The 20,299-nt window shown below is 54.6% G+C and carries 23 protein-coding genes and 3 tRNA genes; 13 read left to right on the top strand and 13 right to left on the bottom strand.

Going from position 1 to position 20,299, the window contains the following annotated elements; genetic code table 11:
* Window positions 1-2: 2 nt before the first annotated feature.
* Genes HP564_RS01110 through wrbA form a run of 3 tightly spaced genes read right to left on the bottom strand, consistent with a single transcriptional unit; the run spans window position 3 to window position 2,276 of the window.
* Window positions 3-1,376 carry an NAD-dependent succinate-semialdehyde dehydrogenase gene (locus HP564_RS01110; protein ID WP_371239377.1) on the bottom strand — a complete coding sequence of 458 codons (1,374 nt, stop codon included), beginning with the start codon at window positions 1,374-1,376 and terminating at the stop codon, window positions 3-5.
* Window positions 1,377-1,426: 50 nt separating this feature from the next.
* Window positions 1,427-1,657, bottom strand: coding sequence for a YccJ family protein (locus HP564_RS01115; protein WP_120451909.1), 231 nt, complete (start codon window positions 1,655-1,657; stop codon window positions 1,427-1,429).
* Between the two features lie 19 nt (window positions 1,658-1,676).
* A complete protein-coding gene (gene wrbA, locus HP564_RS01120) occupies window positions 1,677-2,276 on the bottom strand; it encodes an NAD(P)H:quinone oxidoreductase (RefSeq protein WP_371239379.1) in 600 nt (199 codons plus the stop codon).
* Between the two features lie 153 nt (window positions 2,277-2,429).
* Between wrbA and HP564_RS01125 the strand changes: the two genes are divergently transcribed.
* Complete coding sequence (locus HP564_RS01125; protein ID WP_371239381.1) at window positions 2,430-3,338, top strand: DMT family transporter; 909 nt, start codon at window positions 2,430-2,432, stop codon at window positions 3,336-3,338.
* Here HP564_RS01125 and rutG read toward each other — a convergent pair whose 3' ends face one another.
* Genes rutG through rutA form a run of 6 tightly spaced genes read right to left on the bottom strand, consistent with a single transcriptional unit; the run spans window position 3,339 to window position 8,249 of the window.
* The gene (rutG, locus tag HP564_RS01130; protein WP_371239383.1) at window positions 3,339-4,664 is read right to left on the bottom strand and encodes a pyrimidine utilization transport protein G; all 1,326 of its coding nucleotides are present in this window, start codon (window positions 4,662-4,664) and stop codon (window positions 3,339-3,341) included.
* 42 nt (window positions 4,665-4,706) lie between these two features.
* On the bottom strand, window positions 4,707-5,195 hold the full coding sequence (rutF, locus tag HP564_RS01135) for an NADH-dependent FMN reductase RutF (RefSeq protein ID WP_371240616.1): 489 nt from the start codon (window positions 5,193-5,195) through the stop codon (window positions 4,707-4,709).
* A 43-nt stretch (window positions 5,196-5,238) separates the two neighbouring features.
* Window positions 5,239-6,042 carry a pyrimidine utilization protein D gene (rutD, locus tag HP564_RS01140; RefSeq protein ID WP_371239385.1) on the bottom strand — a complete coding sequence of 268 codons (804 nt, stop codon included), beginning with the start codon at window positions 6,040-6,042 and terminating at the stop codon, window positions 5,239-5,241.
* A complete protein-coding gene (rutC, locus tag HP564_RS01145) occupies window positions 6,042-6,437 on the bottom strand; it encodes a pyrimidine utilization protein C (protein WP_371239387.1) in 396 nt (131 codons plus the stop codon). The genes rutD and rutC overlap by 1 nt, the downstream gene beginning before the upstream one ends.
* 4 nt (window positions 6,438-6,441) lie before the next feature.
* On the bottom strand, window positions 6,442-7,161 hold the full coding sequence (gene rutB / locus HP564_RS01150; protein WP_371239389.1) for a pyrimidine utilization protein B: 720 nt from the start codon (window positions 7,159-7,161) through the stop codon (window positions 6,442-6,444).
* Window positions 7,161-8,249: a pyrimidine utilization protein A gene (gene rutA, locus HP564_RS01155; protein WP_371239391.1), complete on the bottom strand. Its 1,089-nt coding sequence runs from the start codon at window positions 8,247-8,249 to the stop codon at window positions 7,161-7,163. The genes rutB and rutA overlap by 1 nt, the downstream gene beginning before the upstream one ends.
* Before the next feature lie 306 nt (window positions 8,250-8,555).
* On the opposite strand from rutA, the gene rutR reads away from it, so the two are divergent.
* Together rutR and HP564_RS01165 are read left to right on the top strand one after the other, a co-directional pair.
* Entirely contained in the window at window positions 8,556-9,191 is a 636-nt protein-coding gene (gene rutR / locus HP564_RS01160) for an HTH-type transcriptional regulator RutR (RefSeq protein WP_371239393.1), read from the top strand.
* Window positions 9,192-9,235: 44 nt separating this feature from the next.
* Complete coding sequence (locus HP564_RS01165) at window positions 9,236-10,210, top strand: metal-dependent hydrolase (RefSeq protein ID WP_371239395.1); 975 nt, start codon at window positions 9,236-9,238, stop codon at window positions 10,208-10,210.
* Between the two features lie 60 nt (window positions 10,211-10,270).
* On the opposite strand, the gene cycA is transcribed toward HP564_RS01165, so the two are convergent.
* Complete coding sequence (gene cycA, locus HP564_RS01170; RefSeq protein WP_371239397.1) at window positions 10,271-11,665, bottom strand: D-serine/D-alanine/glycine transporter; 1,395 nt, start codon at window positions 11,663-11,665, stop codon at window positions 10,271-10,273.
* Window positions 11,666-11,945: 280 nt separating this feature from the next.
* Between cycA and HP564_RS01175 the strand changes: the two genes are divergently transcribed.
* Window positions 11,946-12,644, top strand: a complete 699-nt coding sequence (locus HP564_RS01175; protein WP_371239399.1) for an extensin family protein — start codon at window positions 11,946-11,948, stop codon at window positions 12,642-12,644.
* A 3-nt stretch (window positions 12,645-12,647) separates the two neighbouring features.
* Here HP564_RS01175 and HP564_RS01180 read toward each other — a convergent pair whose 3' ends face one another.
* Window positions 12,648-13,322 carry a DUF4396 domain-containing protein gene (locus HP564_RS01180; RefSeq protein WP_371239401.1) on the bottom strand — a complete coding sequence of 225 codons (675 nt, stop codon included), beginning with the start codon at window positions 13,320-13,322 and terminating at the stop codon, window positions 12,648-12,650.
* 548 nt (window positions 13,323-13,870) lie between these two features.
* Here HP564_RS01180 and sdiA point away from each other — a divergent pair.
* Window positions 13,871-14,593, top strand: a complete 723-nt coding sequence (gene sdiA, locus HP564_RS01185) for a transcriptional regulator SdiA (RefSeq protein WP_371239403.1) — start codon at window positions 13,871-13,873, stop codon at window positions 14,591-14,593.
* Between the two features lie 122 nt (window positions 14,594-14,715).
* The gene (locus tag HP564_RS01190; protein WP_371239405.1) at window positions 14,716-15,327 is read left to right on the top strand and encodes an autoinducer synthase; all 612 of its coding nucleotides are present in this window, start codon (window positions 14,716-14,718) and stop codon (window positions 15,325-15,327) included.
* Window positions 15,328-15,360: 33 nt separating this feature from the next.
* Here the strand turns inward: HP564_RS01190 and HP564_RS01195 are convergent, their stop codons facing one another.
* Window positions 15,361-15,585 (bottom strand): DUF2594 family protein, encoded by a 225-nt coding sequence (locus HP564_RS01195; protein WP_371239407.1) that lies wholly within the window; start codon window positions 15,583-15,585, stop codon window positions 15,361-15,363.
* Window positions 15,586-16,006: 421 nt separating this feature from the next.
* Here HP564_RS01195 and uvrY point away from each other — a divergent pair, with 421 nt between their 5' ends.
* From uvrY to HP564_RS01225, 6 genes are all read left to right on the top strand, one after another.
* Window positions 16,007-16,666, top strand: a complete 660-nt coding sequence (gene uvrY, locus HP564_RS01200; RefSeq protein ID WP_371239409.1) for a UvrY/SirA/GacA family response regulator transcription factor — start codon at window positions 16,007-16,009, stop codon at window positions 16,664-16,666.
* Entirely contained in the window at window positions 16,659-18,491 is a 1,833-nt protein-coding gene (gene uvrC, locus HP564_RS01205; protein ID WP_371239411.1) for an excinuclease ABC subunit UvrC, read from the top strand. Before uvrY ends, uvrC begins: the two co-directional genes overlap by 8 nt.
* A 68-nt stretch (window positions 18,492-18,559) precedes the next feature.
* Window positions 18,560-19,108, top strand: coding sequence for a CDP-diacylglycerol--glycerol-3-phosphate 3-phosphatidyltransferase (gene pgsA, locus HP564_RS01210; RefSeq protein ID WP_371239414.1), 549 nt, complete (start codon window positions 18,560-18,562; stop codon window positions 19,106-19,108).
* A gap of 152 nt (window positions 19,109-19,260) precedes the next feature.
* Window positions 19,261-19,336, top strand: a tRNA-Gly gene (locus tag HP564_RS01215).
* A gap of 40 nt (window positions 19,337-19,376) precedes the next feature.
* Window positions 19,377-19,450 (top strand) — tRNA-Cys (locus HP564_RS01220).
* A gap of 11 nt (window positions 19,451-19,461) precedes the next feature.
* Window positions 19,462-19,547: transfer RNA gene (locus tag HP564_RS01225), tRNA-Leu, on the top strand.
* A gap of 126 nt (window positions 19,548-19,673) precedes the next feature.
* Here the strand turns inward: HP564_RS01225 and HP564_RS01230 are convergent.
* On the bottom strand, window positions 19,674-19,853 hold the full coding sequence (locus HP564_RS01230) for a hypothetical protein (RefSeq protein ID WP_371240693.1): 180 nt from the start codon (window positions 19,851-19,853) through the stop codon (window positions 19,674-19,676).
* A gap of 219 nt (window positions 19,854-20,072) precedes the next feature.
* Between HP564_RS01230 and HP564_RS01235 the strand changes: the two genes are divergently transcribed.
* Entirely contained in the window at window positions 20,073-20,276 is a 204-nt protein-coding gene (locus tag HP564_RS01235; protein ID WP_371239416.1) for a DUF6404 family protein, read from the top strand.
* The last annotated feature ends 23 nt before the right edge of the window (window positions 20,277-20,299 follow it).

Raw genomic sequence — 20,299 nt, forward strand, 5'->3', positions numbered from 1 at the left:
GCTTAACCTGCCACCACGACCAGCTTCTGGTTGGCAAACTCTTTAATGCCCAAATCCGATAATTCGCGACCGTATCCAGACCGTTTCACACCGCCAAACGGCAGCTCAGCCGACGTGTCGCTTTGTGAATTGATAAAGACCATGCCCGTTTCAATGGCTGATGCCAGACGGCGGCCACGCGCAATATCTTTTGTCCAGACAGAGCCACCCAGTCCGTAATGGGAGTCGTTAGCCAGCGCCACAGCGGCCTTGTCGTCACCCACTACGTATACTTGTGCCACCGGGCCAAAAAATTCCTGATAGTAGGCCGGATTGTCAGGCGCGATCTCCGTCAGGATAGTGGGCTGGAAATAGCAGCCGACGCCTTCTACCGCTTTGCCGCCGATCAGGACTTTTGCACCCTGCTGCACAGCCTCATCAACCTGTTTTACCAGCCGATCGCGCGCATCTTTTGAGGAGAGCGGGCCGAGCGTGGTCTGCTCGTCCAGGGGATCGCCCAGCCGCGCACTCTTCAGCGCCGCGCTGAATTTATCGATAAAGGCGCTGGCAATATTTTCGTGCAGAATAAAACGCTTAGCAGCGGTGCAAACCTGACCGCAGTTGCTGAGACGTGCCTGTGCACCCTGACGCACCGCTTCGTCAATATCCGCATCGTCCAGCACCACAAAAACGTCATTGCCGCCCAGTTCCAGCGTCGATTTTTTCAGGTGTTTACCCGCCTGCTGCGCCACAGCACTACCGGCGCGCTCTGAACCCGTCAGCGCCACACCCTGAACGCGATCGTCGGCGATTAACGCGGCAACCTGATCGTTGTCGATAAACAAATTGGTCCAGGCACCCTCTGGCGCACCCGCTTCTTTCACCAGCTTTTCGAAGATATCGGCGCAGTGAGGCACGATATTGGCGTGCTTTGCCAGCACCGGATTGCCCAGCGCCAGGTTAGGGGCCAGAACGCGCATCAGCTGATAATAGGGGAAGTTCCACGGCTCAACGGCCACCAGCACGCCAACGGGGTGATACTCCACCCAGGCGTCGCCCAGTTCGCTGGGGTAGGGCTGAGGCTTCAGCATCTCTGCCGCATGTTCCGCGTAATAACGTGCAATTTGCGCACAAATTTTAACTTCACCCCGGCTTTGGCCAATGAGTTTGCCCATCTCCTTGCTGGCAATGGCAGCCAGCTCGTCAACCCGGCTCTCAATCAAATCGGCCAGTTTCGCCAGCACCTGCACGCGCGGCGCAATGTCGCCTTTACTCCAGGATGAATGGAACAGGCGATCGGCGCGCTCCAGCGCCTGGCTTACGGCGGCGGCATCGTGAGACGGCCAGCTTTTCAGCAGCTGATTGTTCGCGGGGTTAATACTCTGATAGGAAGACATAGACTCTCCTGGGTCAGTCAAAAGTTGAGGCGGGAAATCCCGCCTTATCGTCAGATATTTTTGCGCTCTACCGGCGTGTCATCCCAGGTCAAAACATCGGCATCAGTTTTGTCAAAGGCGCGGAACAGAACATCATCGTTACCCTGCTGACGCCAGATTTCCTCCGCCAGCTTCTCGTCATAGTTGGCCACTTCAAAAATGGCTTCTGCGATTTCCGGGGAGGTATGGCGCAGTGTGGCCCATTCGCCTACGTGATGTGCTTTAGCTTGATCGTTCGACATAATTTTCTCCTGAGTAAACTTATCCTTTGAGTTTTACCGTCAGACCGGCAACCAGTTCGCCCTGGTAACGGGCAATATTGAGTTCCTCTTCCGTGGGCTGACGCGAACCGTCGCCTCCCGCCAGGGTCGTGGCACCATAGGGCGTGCCGCCGCGCACCTGCGAGATATCAAACAGCTCTTTAGTACCGTAACCGATAGGGACGATCACCATGCCGTGGTGGGCCAGCGTGGTCCAGACAGAGGTTATCGTCAGCTCCTGACCGCCGCCCGTTCCGGTTGATGAGAAGACGCTGGCGACTTTGCCGTGAAGGGCACCAGAAGCCCATAAACCCCCCGTGCGATCCCAGAAGGTGCGCATCTGACCAGACATATTACCGAAGCGCGTCGGCGTGCCGATCAAAATGGCATCGTACTGCGGCAGAATATCCGGCGTTGCCTCCGGTGCCGCCTGATCGGTCTTGCCGCCAACCTGAGCGAAACGCTCTGCATCCATGGTTTCCGGCACGCGGCGTATATCAACGTCGGCACCTGCAACGCGGCGTGCGCCGTCGGCTACTGCGTTCGCCATGGTCTCGATATGTCCATACATCGAGTAATAAAGAACCAGAATTTTGGCCATTGCGCTCTCCATAGGGTGTGAAAACCTAAGCAGAAGTATAGAAGAGCTTTCCAGCCCTGCGGCGAGATCGCGAAATTTGCGGGATCGTCTGATGCATTGCATTCAGACGATGAGCTGCGCACAATGGCGCGGTTTAATCATTCAGGGTGGGCTATGTTGGACGTTTCCCGCACCTTGGCTTTGCGCGTCACGCGTCAGGAGCTGGTGCTGATTTTCATTACTATGATTTGGGGCGGCACCTTTCTGGTGGTGCACCGCGCGATGGATTACTCGGGGCCGTTCTTCTTTGTGGGGCTGCGTTTTGCGACGGCTGCGCTGATCCTTGCCTGCGTATTTCGCCGCGCGCTGAGTGGGACAACACGACAGGAGCTGGTGGCCGGGGCGCTGATTGGCCTCGCAATCGCTGGCGGCTATGGTCTGCAGACCTGGGGAATGCAGACCATCTCCAGCAGCCAGTCTGCGTTCTTAACCGCGCTCTATGTGCCGGTGGTACCACTGCTGCAATGGCTGTTTCTGCGTCGTCCACCAGGTCTGATGGCGTGGTGCGGCATACTGCTGGCGTTTCTGGGACTGTTACTGGTGGCCGGACCGCAGGATGGGCGCATCAGCCTCAGTCAGGGTGAGATCGCCACGCTGCTGAGTACGCTGGCTATCGCCGCCGAGATCATCCTGATCGGCCGCTTTGCCGGTGAGGTTGACGTGCGGCGCGTCACCCTGATTCAGCTGGCGGTGGCCTCACTGTGCGCCTTTATCATGATGGCCCCAAACGGGGAGTCGCTGCCGACGCTGAGTTCGCCGCTGCTGCTGAGCGCACTGGGGCTTGGTGGTGCCAGCGCGCTAATCCAGGTAACGATGAACTGGGCGCAACGCAGCGTCTCCCCGACGCGTGCAACGGTTATTTATGCCGGTGAGCCGGTGTGGGCTGGTGTGGTCGGGCGACTCGCGGGAGAGCGTTTACCTGCTGCCGCCATTTTTGGTGGGGTGCTGATTGTCTGTGGCGTCATTGTGAGTGAGTTGAAGCTGAAGCGAAAAAAAGCGGCGCCCGCAGCGCCGCTTGAGTAACTATCCCTGCTGTCGCAACGGGCGCTCCGCAAGGGGGGCGCTGCGCCGTTGCAGAATGGCATTCAGCAGAATGGCCCCAAAGGTTGCGGTGCCGATGCCGCCGATGGTGAAGCCGCCGATGGTCAGGGAAAAATCTCCCGCGCCCAGCACCAGCGTAGTAGCGACCATAATCAGGTTGCTGTTCTGGCTAAAGTCGACATGGTTCTGCACCCAAATACGCGCACCCGCCACGGCGATCAGGCCAAATACGACAATCGATGCGCCGCCGATGACCGGCGCGGGGATGGTGTGGATAAGGGCACCGAACTTAGGTGAAAAACCAAGAATAAGCGCAATGACAGCTGCCGCCACAAAGGCCAGCGTTGAATAGACCCTGGTGACTGCCATAACGCCAATGTTTTCTGCATAGGTTGTCACGCCGCTGCCGCCCAGCGTACCCGAAATCACCGTTGCCAGCCCGTCGCCAACAAAAGCCCGACCCATGTAAGGATCGAGGCTGCGACCGGTCATGCCAGCCACTGCCTTCAGGTGACCCAGATTTTCTGCCACCAGAATAATGGCGACGGGCGCAATCATCACCATTGCCTGGAGATCAAAAGTGGGCGCGGTGGTGTGCGGCAGACCAAACCAGGCGGCCTGCGCAACGCCGGTAAAATCTACCGGCTTGCCGAAGCCCATGACGTTGGTCAGCAGTGCATAGATCGCCCAGGCCACGATCAGCCCCACGAGGATAAGCAGGCGTTGCACCATCCCGGAGGTGAACACCGCCACCAGCCCGATAGCCAGCACCGTCATCACCGCCATCCAGCTGTCGAAGCCGGATGCAGCCACGCTGTGTACCGCGATAGGCGCAAGGTTCAGTCCGATTGCCATCACTACGGCACCGGTAACCACCGGCGGCATCAGGCGCTCTATCCAGCGCGTGCCCACTTTAATTACCACCAGACCCACCAGCGTGTAGAGCACGCCGCAGGCAATGATCCCCCCCAGCGCCATGCTGAGATGCGGATTCAGGCCCTGGCCGTTAAAGCCGGTCACGGCAATAACAACGCCAACGAAGGCTGCGCTGGAGCCGAGATAGCTGGGCACACGTCCGCCGGTGACGATAAAAAAGAGCAGGGTGCCGATGCCGGAAACCAGTATCGCCAGATTGGGATCCAGTCCCATCAGCAGCGGCATCAGCACGGTTGCGCCAAACATAGCAACCGCATGCTGCAACCCCAGGATCGCCGTCTGTCCAAACGACAGCGTTTCATCCGGGGCAATGATCCCGCCGTCTGATACCGCCGACTTTTTACGCCATTGAGGAAACCAGGAACTCGCCATCGTTATCTCCAGAAAGTGAGGTATCAGAGCCGTTTGAGGGGGTTAGCGTGCGGCCCGTCGCAGCGGCAAATAGCTGCGATCGAACCAGGCCAGCCCCTCTGTTTCGTCGCTAAACGTCAGCCCAAGCACTTCGCAAAACAGCACGTCGTGGGTGCCGACAGAGGTCATGTTGCTGACGCGGCAGTCGAAGGAAACCAGCGCATCTTTGAGCACGGGCGAGCCGGTTACGCCATTGCGCCACTGCGCTGCCAGGAAACGTTCTGCCATCGGCGTCTTACCGCCGAACAGACCAGAGAGCGCCTCCTGGCCAGCCGCCAGCGTATTGACGCACAGCTGGCGATTGGCGTCGAAAATCGGCCATACCGACGCTGAGCGATTCAGGCACACCAGCAGGGTGGGGGGCGTATCGGTGACGCTGCAAACCGCTGACGCGGTAAAACCGGCACGGCCCGCCGGACCGTCGGTGGTAATGATATTAACGGCGGCACCGAGGCGCGCCATGCCGTCACGGAAAGCCTGTTTATCGATCAGATTGCATTCCGGTGAAAGAGAAAGGGTACTCATTATCGTCTCCTTAGCTCGCTGCACGCTGGGGTGCGGCTTCAGTCTGGTTAAGCCACTGCAATAGCAGGGAATTAAAGCCCTCTGCATCGGTTACGCTCATTGCATGGCCGCCCCAGGACATGGCGATCTGCTGCGCATCAGGTAGCGCACTGGCCAGTTGCGCATTGCAGCTCCAGGGCACCAGCAGGTCATCCTGGCTGCAAATTGCCAGGACTGGCGGGGTAATGCTGGCGGCCAGCGCGGTAAAATCGGCGCGCATCAGCGCATTCAGGCGACGCAGCACATTGTCGCGCCCCTGAAAATGGGCGATATGGGCGGCCTCCTCGTCAGCAAGGCGCTGCTGGTGCTGGGCCATCCACTCTGCCGGGTAGAGAAACAGCGGCTGCGCACGCACAAAGGATTCAATACCGCTGTTGAGCAGCAGATCCTGACGCACGCGAAAGCAACGCTGCGTGTGGGGATGCAGCCGTAGCCAGCCATTGATGACCGCTACACGCTCGACGCGCTCGGGATAGTCATGCGCCAGCTGAAGCCCTACCAGGCCGCCCAGCGCGTGACCAACGATGCCAAAGCGCATAATGTTGTGCTGCGCCAGCGCCTGTGCCAGCTCAGAAGCCATCATCGCCAGAGAGTAATTCTCTGGCAGCGGTTCAGCACTGCGTCCCGTGCCGCGCTGGTCATAGACCACCACGCGATAGCGCTCCGTCAGCGCCGCCAGCTGCGGCTGCCAGAAGCTGGCGACGCCGCCTAAACCAGAGGCGAGCACCAGCGTCGGTGCCGCCGTATGCTGAAGACCCAGAATATCCAGATGCATTACGCCTCCCGCTGGCCGATATGCGCCACGCTGGCAATCTCAACCAGCGCATCGGGTTTCACCAGGCCACACTGGATACAAAAGCGCGCCGGTTTGTCGCCGGCAAAGTATTCGGCGTAAACCTGATTGATAGCGGCATAGTGCTGCCAGTCGGTAAGGAAAATGGAATTAAAGGTGACGTCATCAAGCGTTCCGCCTGCGGTTTCAATGACGTTCTTTATGGTTTCCAGCACGTGGCGCGTCTGTGCAGCCGCGTCACCGATATGCACCACATTGTTCTCTTTATCGAACGGCAGCGTACCGGAGACGTAGACCACGCCATCCGCCAGCGTACCGGGCACAAACGGAGCGATGGGCGTGGAGGTGCCTGGCGGAATAATCACAGATTTCGGCATCGTCTTACTCCTTATTGCCCTGCAAACTTTCGCAGAAGGCGTCCACGCTGGAGACCCAGCCAAAAAAGGTTTCGATATTAAAAATGGCCGCCTGCTGCGCAAACGCCGGACCTGCCTGATAGGTGGCGTCTTCCAGCACTACGCCGAAATACTCCAGGAAAAAGCCGTCGCGCAGCGTTGACTCGACGCAAACGTTGGTCGCGATGCCGGTAAAAATAAGATGGCGGATACCGCGGCTGCGCAGCATGCTGTCGAGCGGGGTATTAAAGAAGCCGCTGTAGCGGGGTTTTGGCAGCACAATATCACCTGGCTGCGGTTGCAGCGCGTCAACCAGCTGATAATCCCAGCCGCCTTTTGCCAGCAGCGTGCCCTGTAGTTCAGGCCGTTTACGCATGGTTTTCAGCGCATTCGACTTGTGAAAATTGGGCGAACCGGCGTCACCAGCCTCAACATACTGGTTGTCCCAGCCGTTCTGAAACCAGATGATTTGCACGCCTGACGCGCGCGCTGCGGTAACAGCCTGATGAATTTTTTCAATGACCGGGGTCGTGGCGGACACGTCGAATCCCGCCAGATCGAGATAGCCGCCGGGACTGGCGTAGGCGTTTTGCATATCCACCACGATCAGCGCGCTTTGTGCCGGTGGAAAGGCGATTGCTTCCGGACGGGCGGGCAGTTCAACCTGTGGCTGGTCAGGAGTATGAGCGCAATAAACGGTTTTCATCAGGCAACCTCTCTGTTGTCATTGATCTGGCTGCGGCACTGCATCAGCGGCTGAATGTGCTGACCGAAATCCTCAATGCCCTGTAAGAAGTCATCGAAAGTGAGCAGTACACCCTGCGTGCCGTCGACCTGGGCCACTTCGTCCAGCATGCGCGCCACGTTAGCGTAAGAGCCTACCAGCGTGCCCATATTGATATTCACGGCGGAGGTGGGGTCGGCCATCTGGCGGACGTTGGTATCGCTACCGGAGCGTTTGTCCTGTTGGCTTTGCGTTGTCAGCCACGCCAGCGCCTCCTCGTCTGCACCCGCCTTGTAGTGCTCCCATTTGGCGCGCGCAGCCTCATCGCTCTCAGCGGCGATAATCATAAACAGCACATAGGAGCCAACGTCGCGGCCTGCCTTGTCCGCGGCCTGTTTCATGCGCGCTGCCGTTGGCGCAAAGGCGGCTGGCGTGTTAACCCCTTTGCCAAAGCAGAAGTTGTAGTCAGCATGCTGCGCCGAGAACGCCATACCCGCGTCGCTCTGTCCGGCGCAAATGACCTTCATTGGCTGTTGCGGCTGCGGACTCACGCGGCAGTCGTTCATGGTGAAAAATTCGCCTTTGAAATCGGACTGGCCATTGCCCCACAGATCGCGCAGTACGGTGACATACTCGGTCAGATAGTCATAACGGCGGCTGAAATAGTCATCACCAGGCCAGATACCCATCTGCTCATACTCCGGCTTCTGCCAGCCGGTGACGAGGTTTACGCCAAAGCGTCCGCCAGAAATTGAGTCAATGGTCGACGCCATGCGCGCAACGATCGCGGGCGGTAAGGTGAGTGTGGCGGCAGTGGCATAGATCTCGATACGAGATGTCACTGCGGCGAGACCTGCCATCAGGGTGAACGATTCGAGGTTGTGGTCCCAGAATTCGGTTTTGCCGCCAAAGCCGCGCAGCTTGATCATTGAGAGGGCGAAATCGAAATGATAGTGCTCCGCCTTTTGCACGATAGCCTTATTGAGTTCAAATGTTGGTTTGTACTGCGGAGCATGGGTGGAAATCAGCCAGCCGTTGTTACCAATCGGAATGAATACGCCAATCTTCATGTCAAACCCTCTTTGCCAGTCATTAAACGGTTTCGTGCGCGACGCGGCTTCCTGCATCGTCCCTGATAGCGGCGCTTGTTAACCGTTTTGCAAAGGGTATGCCACAAATTAAAAGCATAAAATTATCAATTGGTTAAATTGACGTCCTCCGAAAAAAAGCAGAACAGTTGGTCTGTTTTGGACCATATGGTCAAAAATCGATGCACACTTTGCAGGCAGTCTGGGCAAAAAAGGTGCAACGGCTGGTTAGGCAGGACAAAGGGGCTTTGCTATGATGCCAGTACGCTTAAGGAATGAGGCAACCCTGTGAAAAGTGATGAAAAAAAATCGACGCGTCGCTCACGTGCCACCGCTGCAAAGCGCGCCGCCATTCTGGAGGCCGCACTGGCGCTCTTCTCTCAGTTTGGCATTCATGGCACGCGCCTTGACCAGGTCGCCGAGCGCGCCGACGTCTCGAAAACGAATCTGCTCTACTATTACTCCTCAAAAGAAACGCTTTATATCGCCGTCCTGAAAGAGATTCTGGACGTCTGGCTGGCCCCGCTGCGCGCATTGCAGCACGATATGGATCCGCTGAGCGCGATCCGTCGGTATATCCGCCTCAAGCTTGAGGTCTCCCGCGATCATCCGCAGGCGTCTCGCCTGTTTTGCCTTGAAATGCTTCAGGGTGCGCCGCTGCTAAAAGGTGAGCTGGCAGGCGATCTCAAGCAGCTGGTGGATGATAAAGCGGCAATTGTTGAGCGCTGGATTAAAGAGGGTCGCCTGGCGGGCGTGCAGCCTCAGCACCTCTTTTTTATGCTGTGGGCAGCAACGCAGCACTATGCAGATTTTGCCAGCCAGGTAGAGGCGATTACCGGTCAGACCCTGAGCGATCCGCAATTTTTTGATGAAACGGTTGAGAACGTGCAGCGCATGATCATTGAAGGTATTCGCGTGCGCTGATTTCCCGGTGGCGATTGCTGCTTTAACCTGCGACGGAGTAAGCGATGGATTCGGTATCACAGCTGGTGCTTGGGGCGTCGGTCAGCGTGGCGGTGATGGGGCGGCGTGTACCGCTCTGGCAGGCAGCGATCGTCGGAGCGGTGTGCGGCACCCTGCCAGATCTCGATGTCTTTATCGATCACGGTGATGCCATTCGCAATATGACTCTGCACCGTACTGAAAGCCACGCACTGCTGTGGCTGACGCTGGCATCACCGCTGCTGGCCTGGCTGATTGCCGGCCTTTTTCGCCGTCAGGTGCCGTGGCAACAATGGTGGCCGGCTGTCTGGCTGGCGCTAATCACCCATCCCTTGCTGGATCTGATGACGGTTTATGGCACGCAGCTGGGGCTGCCGCTTACTGACCATCCCTACGCAACTGGCAGTATTTATATTATCGACCCGCTCTATACGCTGCCGCTGCTGGTCTGTCTCGCCGTGGCGCTCTGGCGCGGCGGCGCACGCGGCCTGCGCTGGAACCAGGTCGGGCTGTTTTTGAGTACCGGCTATCTGGCATGGAGCCTGATCATTCAGGGAGTGGCGGGGTGGCAGATTAAGCAATCGCTGGCGCAGCAGCGTATTTCCGATGACAAAGTGCTGATAACGCCAACCGCGTTCAATACGCTGGTCTGGCGTACGGTGATTATTGACGGCGATCGCTATGGTGAAGCCTACTGGTCACTGCTGTCACCTACGCGACCGCTGACTGTTAGCTGGCATGCACGTCATTCCGAACTTTTTGCCCAGCTAAAAGGAAACTGGTATGCCGAGCGCGTAGCCTGGTTTAGCCACGGTTTCTATGCGATGCGCGAGCAAGCGGGTGAGACAACTATCGCCGATTTACGTATGGGAGAGGAGGAGAACTACACCTTCACTTTTGGGCTGGGCACGCCGCAGTCACCCGCCACGCACCCCGAGAGGTTGCCGTCGACCCGGCCATCGCTGCGTTACGTCTTTCGTGCGCTGGGTGAACGGCTGTAGGAGAAAGAGCGCTGTCAGGATAAGCTCGCGTCCCGGCCATCTGGCCGGGACGCAGCTGTATTAGCGGGCAGCGCGGCGGCGTAACAGCCAGCCCACGGCCAGCATCACAAACCATAGCGGCGTCACCATCAGCGCCTGGCGGGTATCTTGCTGCAACGTCAGCAGCGCCAGGACAAACACAAAGAACGCCATCACTACCCAGCACATCACCTTGCCCAGCGGCATTTTAAAGCCCGATTTCGCATGGCGCTCTGGATACTTTTTACGGTAGGCCAGATAGCTACAAAGAATGATGGTCCAGACAAACATAAACAGAATTGCCGAGACGGTGGTCACCAGGGTGAAAACCGTCATTACGTCTGGGATCAGGTAGATTAGCGCCACGCCAGTCAGCAGGCAGAAGCAGGAAAAGAACAGGCCCGCTGTCGGCACCGCACGTGCGGAAAGACGGCCAAAGGTCCGGTGGGCCACGCCCTGTTTCGACAGGCCGTAAAGCATACGACTGGTTGAGAAGATGCCGCTATTGGCGGAGGAGGCTGCGGAGGTCAGCACCACAAAGTTAACGATGCTGGCTGCCGCAGGCAGACCGATCAGCACAAACATTTCGACAAACGGGCTGCGATCCGCCATTACCTGTGTCCAGGGGGTGACGGCCATGATCACCATGAGCGCCAGCACATAAAACATAATCACACGCAGTGGAATGGCATTAATCGCGCGCGGCAGCACCTTATGCGGATCATGCGTTTCTGCTGCTGCGGTGCCTACTAGCTCAATGCCGACAAAGGCAAAAACCGCTATCTGAAAACCGGCAAAAAAGCCGCTAAGCCCTTTGGGAAACAAACCGCCATGGTCCCAGATATTACTCAGCGATGCGGTTGTGCCACCCGGTGAGGGATAATGCATCATCACCAGCACCACGCCGGTAACAATCAGCGCCACAATGGCGACGATTTTGATAATGGCAAACCAGAATTCCATTTCGCCAAACATCTTCACCGTGGCAATGTTGAGCGCCAGGAAGATAAAGACACACAGCAGCGCACTCATCCATACGGAGAAGCCGGGAAACCAGAGCTGGAAATAGGCGGAGATAGCGACCACGTCAGCAATACCCGTGACCACCCAGCAAAACCAGTAAGTCCAGCCGGTAAAGTAGCCCGCCCAGGGACCAAGCAGATCGGCGGCAAAATCGCTAAAGGACTTATAGTCCAGGTTGGAGAGCAGCAGCTCCCCCATCGCACGCATTACAAAAAACAGCATAAAGCCGATGATCATATAGACGAAGATGATCGACGGACCCGCCAGGCTGATGGTTTTGCCGGAGCCCATAAACAGGCCGGTACCGATGGCCCCACCAATAGCCATGAGCTGGATATGACGGTTATGAAGATTACGCCGCAGCTTAACAGGCGATTCCTGTTCAGCTACGGCCTCTTTGATTTGATCTACCATAAAATTGTTATTCCTGTCTGGATGTTGTGTCAGCTCTGCTGGCTGTTTGTGATAACTGCCTGAGGCAAGTTGGCATAAGATAGAGGAACAAGACAAAAGCTCGCTAATTGTTTTTTACAAATACGCTGTTTACGTCTTAGTGACATGTCAGGAAATCTTTACGCGGTACAAACTTGCGGCACAATGCTGCTGTTTTAAACGAAAAGCGCCATTGCCAGCGCTAAACCGGCGCGTAGCTTCTACACTTTTGTTCTCTAAATCAAGCGACTGCGAGAAAGAGATGCGCGTAATTATCCTGCTACTGGTGCTTGTTGCCGCTGGATGGGGAAGCTTACCCTGGCTAAAGCAGCATCTGCCGCCGCAATATAATCCCTTCAGGCCACTGGCCGTCACCGATCCGCCTGGCTGGATAACCCGTTATAAACTCAAGCGGCTGGAAAATAATCCGGCAGCCTGCCTTGAGGTGATGCAACGCGCTGAGCAGGCAGGCTTTGTCACGTTTAGCGCGCGCCCGGCGGTGACAGGTAACTGTCCGCTCAGCAATCCGCTCCGAATACAGCGCTTTGGCAAAGTCAGCTTAAGCAGCAGTTTTTTAGCCAGCTGCCCGATGGCGGTTGCCAGCACCATGTATGTCTTGCGCAGCCAGCAGCGTCTTGAACAGGAACAACCAGCCGTCTCCCTGAAGCGCATTAATCATGTCGGCAGCTATGCCTGCCGCAACATTTATCATCGTGCAGAAGGGCGGTTGAGTGAGCATGCGACCGCCGACGCCTGGGATGTGACCGGTTTTCAGCTAGCTAATGGTCAACGGCTGGAGGTAAGTAAAAACTGGACGCAGCCAGAAACGCAATCTGCGCTCTTGCATCTTCTCTGGCGAGAAGGGTGTAATAATTTTGGTAATGCGCTTGGCCCGAATTATAACGCCGCGCATGCCAGCCATTTTCATTTCGGCATGCGCGGTACCGGGTACTGCCGTTAACCATTATACCGCCGGATTCAGCCCGCGTTTAATCAGGAAGTGGTTGGCTGGCCATGAAAATATAAAACCTGTCAGCATAGCAAGCTGCAACATAAACCAGAAAGATATCGTCACAGGATCAATTTGCTGGTTCAGGATGAATTTTAGGGCCAGACTCATAAAGAAAAGCACGCCTGTCTGATAAACCAGAAGTGGAAAGGTTTCCGTGCGAAATGCAATCACCAGGGTGCGCCAGACTGAAAATCTTTCCCGCTGCCGGATAGCAAGAAATTGTAAAAAAAGGCCACCGATCAGAGAAAGAGTGAGGCATATAATCGCCTGAACCCATAATGGTGTTAAAAAATGATAATGATTCAGGGTAGTGATAATCGGAAGTGTGATCAGTTCGCTGAAAAGACAGGCCGCAGCTGACAGCGAAGTAGAAATAAATATGGTTGGCCATCCGGCATGTCGAAGAGTTTTCCGGGGAACCAGTAGGGCAAGTTTTTGCGGGCGTGAGGGGCTGCGACCAAGGTACCACCATGCCAGCCAGCCGAGAAAGGGCATATAGAGCCCGGTCAGTGGCCAGATAAAATTCATCACTCTGACAGGGTGAGGATGACGAAAAATATCTTTAAGGATCATCAGAGCGGTACAGCCACCTAAAGCAAGGAAGAGTAATGCCAGCTGATTCAACATAGTGTCCCCATCTGCAAATGTTAATGCATGCCGAGAGGCTGGCAGAAAAGGCCATCGCTCTGCCGGGCCGGGCGTAAGGATAGTGCGAGTCCTGGCTGTAAAGCATAGTCACGATCATGAGCCGCTGAATCATAAACGGGTAAATGATGCGGGTTAAAGCAGCACTTTTTCGAGCACCTGCGACTATTTATCTTCAGAATAACTTAAGTCTGGTTTTACAAATAAATTTGGCTAAACGCGAATTTTACTTAATATCCATGCAGTATAGCCGTCAACGCATAAAATTAATTGTGTTTAACGATATTGAATATCTATCAGAAAAATCTTATTCTGCTGTTGTGGTCGCTAGAAAGATGTGAATGAGATCTCTTTTCGGGAAGCGCAGGCAATAGACACTTTGTAATACTGTCACAACAGGACGTTGTGCAATTTTTACTGGCAGTCCTGTTTTTTTCCTACTAAAAAATTTTTTTCTTATAAATTTATCTTTTGAATATGGTTAACTTCAATGCCCAGACGCATCAGCGTGAGGATAACGCCGAAGCAATATGAATACTGACAACTATTTCGTCTGGCGACGAGAAACGGAAAAACAATTTGAGGCTATCGATTCCACTGCGCAATTGAAGTCACTTATTCAAGCGCTCGTCGTCTCATTAGGGTTCGATAACTATGCGTTTTTGATCCAGCATCCTGTGCCATTCACCCGGCCAAGGATCTTTTTGCACAGCACCTATCCAGAGACATGGATTAAGCGTTATGAGCAGAAAAACTATTACGCGGTCGATCCAGTTTTAATGCTATGCCAGCAGCCTGGGCAAGGCGTAGAGTGGAACCATGCGCTTTTCAGCGAGTCCGGTGATTTATGGAAAGAGGCGCAAGAGCACGGACTAAACAGCGGATTTTCCTGCTCTGCCATGGCATCAAATCGAGCCATTGGTATATTATCTATAGCGTCACGGCAGGCTAACAAGACGCAGCATCTGCACACCGAGCTGGAAGTGAAACTTCATTTTCTGGCGGAGCTGAGCTTGCGCGCGCTCCAGCGTTTTTCAGATGATGCACTGGTGGTGCTGAAGAATGACTTTAGTCAGCGTGAACTGGAGATTTTAAAATGGACCGCAGAAGGCAAAACGTCTGCTGAAATTTCGCTTATTTTATCTATTTCGCAACACACGGTGAATTTTCACCAGAAGAATATGCAAAAGCGCTTTAATGTTTCCAATAAAACGCAAATTGCCTGTTATGCAGCGGCAATTGGCCTGATATAGGAACTGGCAACTACTAATTTTAGTAGTTACGTTGCCGGAGGCAGTTGTCTACTCTGCGCCGGAACTTTGCCAGGCTGGCGTAGCGTTAATCAGTGCAAACATGAGGATGTCAGGGGCGCATGATGAAAATAATTCAAACCCAGTTAAAGGATATGCCGTCCTCTTTGCTGGCCGAGTTAGGCAGCTATCGTTACAGCGTATTTGCGCGAGGAGAAGGCTGGTCGATTCCGCCACGGCTCAGCACGCCGGGTCAGGAGTATGACCGCTTTGACCGGTCAGACGTGACCTGGTTACTGGCCTGGAACGCGCGCGATGGCATCAGCGGCTGTGCCCGCCTGATGCCATGGCAGGAGCCCGAACAGAGTGAAGGGCTGGTTGTTCCTTTTAGCCATGAAAAGGTATGGGAAATGTCGCGCTTCTCGGCGAAGCTGGAGGTCGATGAAGAGCTGCCGTTTAATCTGCTGTGGCACGCTGTGCAGCTGGCTGAACTTAACGGCATGGAGTATCTAATCAGCTCGGCAACGCCGATGCTGGAAAAAATGTTTGAAGAGAACCACGTGGCGTATGAACCCCTGACACCGGGTTTAATTCAGTCGGAGGACAATCTGTTCGCCATTCGCATCCCCGTCTCCCAGCCAGCGCTGGCGGAAAAGTATCGTGGAACACGCCGCTTCAGTCCGGAAGAGGTGCTGCCATCTCTGGGTGTGTCAGTTAACTGGCAGTCTCACACCTGACAGCGCGCCCCCGCTATGACGGGGGCGAACGCATCACTGACGATACGCGGTTTTAATCTGTTTAATGGTATTGCTGAACACTTCCGCCTGCGGCTTGTCGCCCAGGGTTTTTACGTAGCGTTCCATATTAATAATCACTTTCCCGGCATCCGCCTGGCCCATTCCTTTCAGAATCAGCGTGACCATCATTTTCAGGCAGGCAACCTCATCGGCCAGCTTCAACGTATCGTGCGAAGTAACAAAATCTTCATCGCTCATTGTGTTCTCCTTTAGATTATTTTCTCAGTTCGGCATGATCCGCACAGCCGCGTATGAGTATATCACAGCGCACCGCTGCACCATGAAAGCGAGTGGCGGTAATGACTTGTTTTAAACAAGAGTTTATTTAAAGCAGGAGATGAGTAAATTTCACAGCGTCAGCGTGTAACAATTAAGGGATGAACAATTCGACAAAAAAGTTAATGTCTATCCATATGATAAATATGAAAAATAAAAAGTATCCCTTACGCTTTCCTGAATGAGAACCCTATTTTTTGAGCTCGTCAAAATGCCTTGATGTAAATCATTGAATACGATCATACATTTGGTCTGTTGATGTTATTTGCGTTGAAAAGCAGGTATCATATGGGCACGTAATATCAGATTTATACCCCATTTTTTGCTTGCGGAGTGCTTCCCGTTGATCAGTGTTCTACTTGTTGATGACCATGAACTGGTACGCGCCGGTATTAGACGCATCCTGGAAGATATGAAAGGACTTGTGGTCGCAGGAGAGGCCTGTTGCGGGGAAGACGCAGTGAAATGGTGTCGTGCGCACCCGGTTGACGTCATCCTTATGGATATGAATATGCCGGGCATTGGCGGACTTGAAGCCACACGCAAAATTGTACGCTTCAATCCGGACATTAAAATCATCATGTTGACGATTCACACAGAAAATCCGTTGCCTGCCAAGGTGATGCAGGCGGGCGCGGCCGGCTACCTTAGCAAAGGTGCGGCTCCCCAGGAAGTGGTCAACGCGATTCGTTCGGTACATGCGGGACAGCGCTATATTGCATCGGATATTGCGCAGCAGATGGCATTGAGCCAGATTGAGCCGCAAAAGGCGGAATCCCCCTTCAGCTGTTTGTCGGAAAGGGAATTGCAGATTATGCTGATGATCACCAAAGGGCAAAAGGTGACGGAAATATCCGAGCAGCTTAATCTCAGCCCCAAAACCGTTAACAGCTATCGTTATCGCATGTTTAGTAAACTGAACATTAGTGGCGACGTAGAGTTAACGCATCTGGCCATTCGACATGGTCTGTTCAATGCGGAGCCGTTAATCAGTAGTGAGTGACGTTTTCAATGCAAAAGCCTTTCTCAGCACGGTGACCAGTCAGCCGGGCGTCTACCGCATGTATGACGCGTCGGACACCGTAATCTATGTTGGAAAAGCCAAAGATCTTAAAAAGCGCCTGAGCAGCTACTTTCGCAGCCACGTTGGCAGCCGAAAAACTGAGGTGCTGGTCAGCAACATTCATCATATAGACGTTACCGTCACGCACACGGAAACCGAAGCGCTGCTGCTGGAGCATAACTACATCAAGCTCTATCAGCCACGCTATAACGTGCTGATGCGTGACGATAAATCGTATCCGTTTATCTTTCTCAGTGGCGACACTCATCCACGGCTCGCCTACCACCGCGGTGCGAAGCATGCAAAAGGGGAATACTTTGGCCCGTTTCCGAACGGATATGCCGTGCGCGAAACGCTGGCGCTAATGCAAAAAGTGTTTCCAATTCGCCAGTGTGAAAACAGCGTTTATCGCAACCGCTCCCGGCCTTGCCTGCAATATCAGATTGGCCGCTGTCTGGGTCCCTGTGTAGCAGGGCTGGTAAGTGAAGAAGAGTACGCGCAACAGACCGAGTATGTGCGGCTCTTTTTGTCCGGTAAGGACGATCAGGTACTCAACATGCTGGTGAAACGCATGGAAGAGGCGAGTGTCGGGCTGCGCTTTGAAGAGGCGGCGCGTTTACGTGACCAGATTCAGGCAGTGCGTCGCATCACTGAAAAGCAGTTCGTCTCTAATCAGGGCGATGATCTCGACGTCATGGGCGTTGCCTATGACGCGGGTATGGCCTGTCTCCACGTTCTGTTTATTCGCCAGGGCAAGGTGCTGGGCAGCCGCAGCTATTTTCCTAAAGTTCCGGCAGATACCGAACTGGCCGAGGTTGTGCAAACTTTCGTTGGCCAGTTCTATCTTCAGGGCAGCGAAGCGCGCACGCTTCCTGGCGACATCCTGCTGGACTTTAATCTGCCGGAGCGCGATCTGCTCTCTGAATCGCTGAGTGAACTGGCAGGGCGGCGCGTCACTATTCAGACTAAACCGCGCGGCGACAGGGCGCGTTATCTGAAGCTGGCGCGCACTAACGCGGCAACGGCGCTGACCACCCGTCTGTCACAGCATTCAACGATTCAGCAGCGGCTGGCTGCGCTGGCGCAGTTCCTTGAGCTGGACAAAATTAACCGCATGGAGTGTTTTGATATCAGCCACACCATGGGTGAGCAGACCATTGCCTCCTGCGTTGTGTTTGACGCCAACGGCCCGCTGCGTAGCGACTATCGCCGCTACAATATCGAAGGCATTACGCCGGGTGATGACTACGCGGCGATGAATCAGGTATTGCGTCGCCGCTACGGTAAGGCGCTGGAAGAGGATAAAATCCCTGACGTCATTTTGATTGACGGAGGAAAAGGGCAGCTTTCCCAGGCCAAACAGGTGTTTGCGGAGCTCGACGTGGAGTGGGACAAGTCACGCCCTATTTTGCTGGGCGTCGCGAAGGGAAGCGACCGTAAAGCCGGGCTGGAAACCCTGTTTTTTGAAGCGGAAGGTGAGGGCGTTTCGCTCCCCCCAGACTCGGCTGCGTTGCATGTGATTCAGCATATTCGTGATGATGCTCACAATCATGCAATTTCGGGCCACCGTAAAAAACGGGCCAAAGTAAAGAATACCAGCGCGCTGGAAAGCATAGAGGGTATCGGTCCAAAACGTCGCCAGCAGTTGCTTAAGTATATGGGGGGCCTGCAACCGCTGAAGAACGCGACGGTGGAAGAGATCGCCAATGTACCAGGAATTTCCTTTGCGCTGGCTGAAAAAATATACCACTCGCTAAAACACTAGCATTGAAACGGGTGAGGCAATGTAGGAACATAGGGGAAATTCTACCCATTCCAGACAGTTACCGGCATATGCAATTTAACATACCGACGTGTCTCACCCTGTTTCGAGTCGTCCTCATCCCTTTCTTCGTGCTGGCTTTCTACCTGCCGTTTTACTGGGCCCCTTTTGCTACTGCGTTGATTTTTGTTATTGCAGCGGTTACCGACTGGTTTGATGGTTTTCTTGCGCGTCGCTGGAAGCAAACCACTCGCTTTGGCGCATTCCTCGATCCGGTCGCCGATAAAGTCATGGTGGCCATTGCGCTGGTCCTGGTCGCGGAATATTTTCACTCCTGGTGGATTACTTTGCCTGCCGCGACCATGATTGCGCGCGAAATCATTATTTCAGCGCTGCGCGAGTGGATGGCGGAGATTGGTAAACGCAGCAGCGTCGCTGTTTCATGGATTGGCAAAGTTAAAACTACGGCGCAGATGCTGTCGCTTGTCGCTCTGTTGTGGCGTCCGGATGCAACGGTTATCGGCGCAGGCGTCGTGGCGCTCTACATCGCCGCTGTGCTGACTTTCTGGTCAATGTTCCAGTATTTAAGCGCGGCGCGTGGCGATCTGCTCGATAGCTGATCGAAGCGACTTAAAAAGCAGCAAACGAATGCATTTGAAGGATAATTCTGTTGACTCATCGCGTCAGGTCAGTAGAATGCATCGCATCGAACGGCAGCAAGCCTGCCAGAAGATAAGCAAAATCAGCAAGTTCCATTAAGTTGCTGAGTAATGCGGGAATAGCTCAGTTGGTAGAGCACGACCTTGCCAAGGTCGGGGTCGCGAGTTCGAGTCTCGTTTCCCGCTCCAGATTTGCAGGTCAGGATATCCTGACGGCACAGCGGATAAAGGCGCGTTGGCAGAGTGGCCATGCAGCGGATTGCAAATCCGTCCACCTCGGTTCGACTCCGGGACGCGCCTCCACTTTACACCCTGCCCGGGTGGTGAAATCGGTAGACACAAGGGATTTAAAATCCCTCGGCTTATGGTCGTGCGGGTTCAAGTCCCGCCCCGGGCACCATCGCTATCGATGTTAAAAAGCCAAATTAAAACAAAGCAGTAGTAAGCAATGTCGTGACCGCCTCCAAAGGCGGTTTTTTTGTTTTTGCCGACTGTAAAAAACCCGGCATCTGCCGGGTTGATAAACTTATGACTGCGGCTGACCTACCGGGCCGGAGCCCAGCGGACCCCCCGGCACCGACTGGCCGCTTGGCGCATGAGGTCGACCATCAGATTTAATTGCATCACTGCGATGCATACAGCCTGCCAGCGCCATGACCGCCAGCGTAATACAGATCCCTTTCTTCAGGTTGTTCATCGTTGCCACCTCATTCTCCGGTATTGAAAACAGAAGCATAAAAATGCAATGAAACTAAAGCGTAGCAGGCTGTACGCGGCTCACCAGCTGGAAAATCTTAAATTCACAGCGGCATGAATGTTGACCTGCCTCTCATCTCATTAAACCTGATGTGCAAAAGGGTGTGGTATCGGTTACTTTCACGCTCTGAAATGCGGCACGGGCCGCGCTGACCGGGAAGGAAATGCGATGCAGGACGTGATGAAATTTGTCAAAGGCTGGCTACTGTTTTCCCTGCTCTGGGGCCTGTTTATGTGGTTCTGCTTCTGGCAAAAAGAGGGGGTGGAAACAGGGATGGTGGTGATAAAAAGCCTGTATGCCGGGGTGATTTATCAGGCGCTGACGACCATGGTTGCACGTTTTAAAGCCCGCCGACAGGCGAAACCGCTTTAACAACGATGCGGCGCATGCCGCAT

The organism is Pantoea sp. KPR_PJ (assembly GCF_041386365.1).
Taxonomy (GTDB): domain Bacteria; phylum Pseudomonadota; class Gammaproteobacteria; order Enterobacterales; family Enterobacteriaceae; genus Pantoea.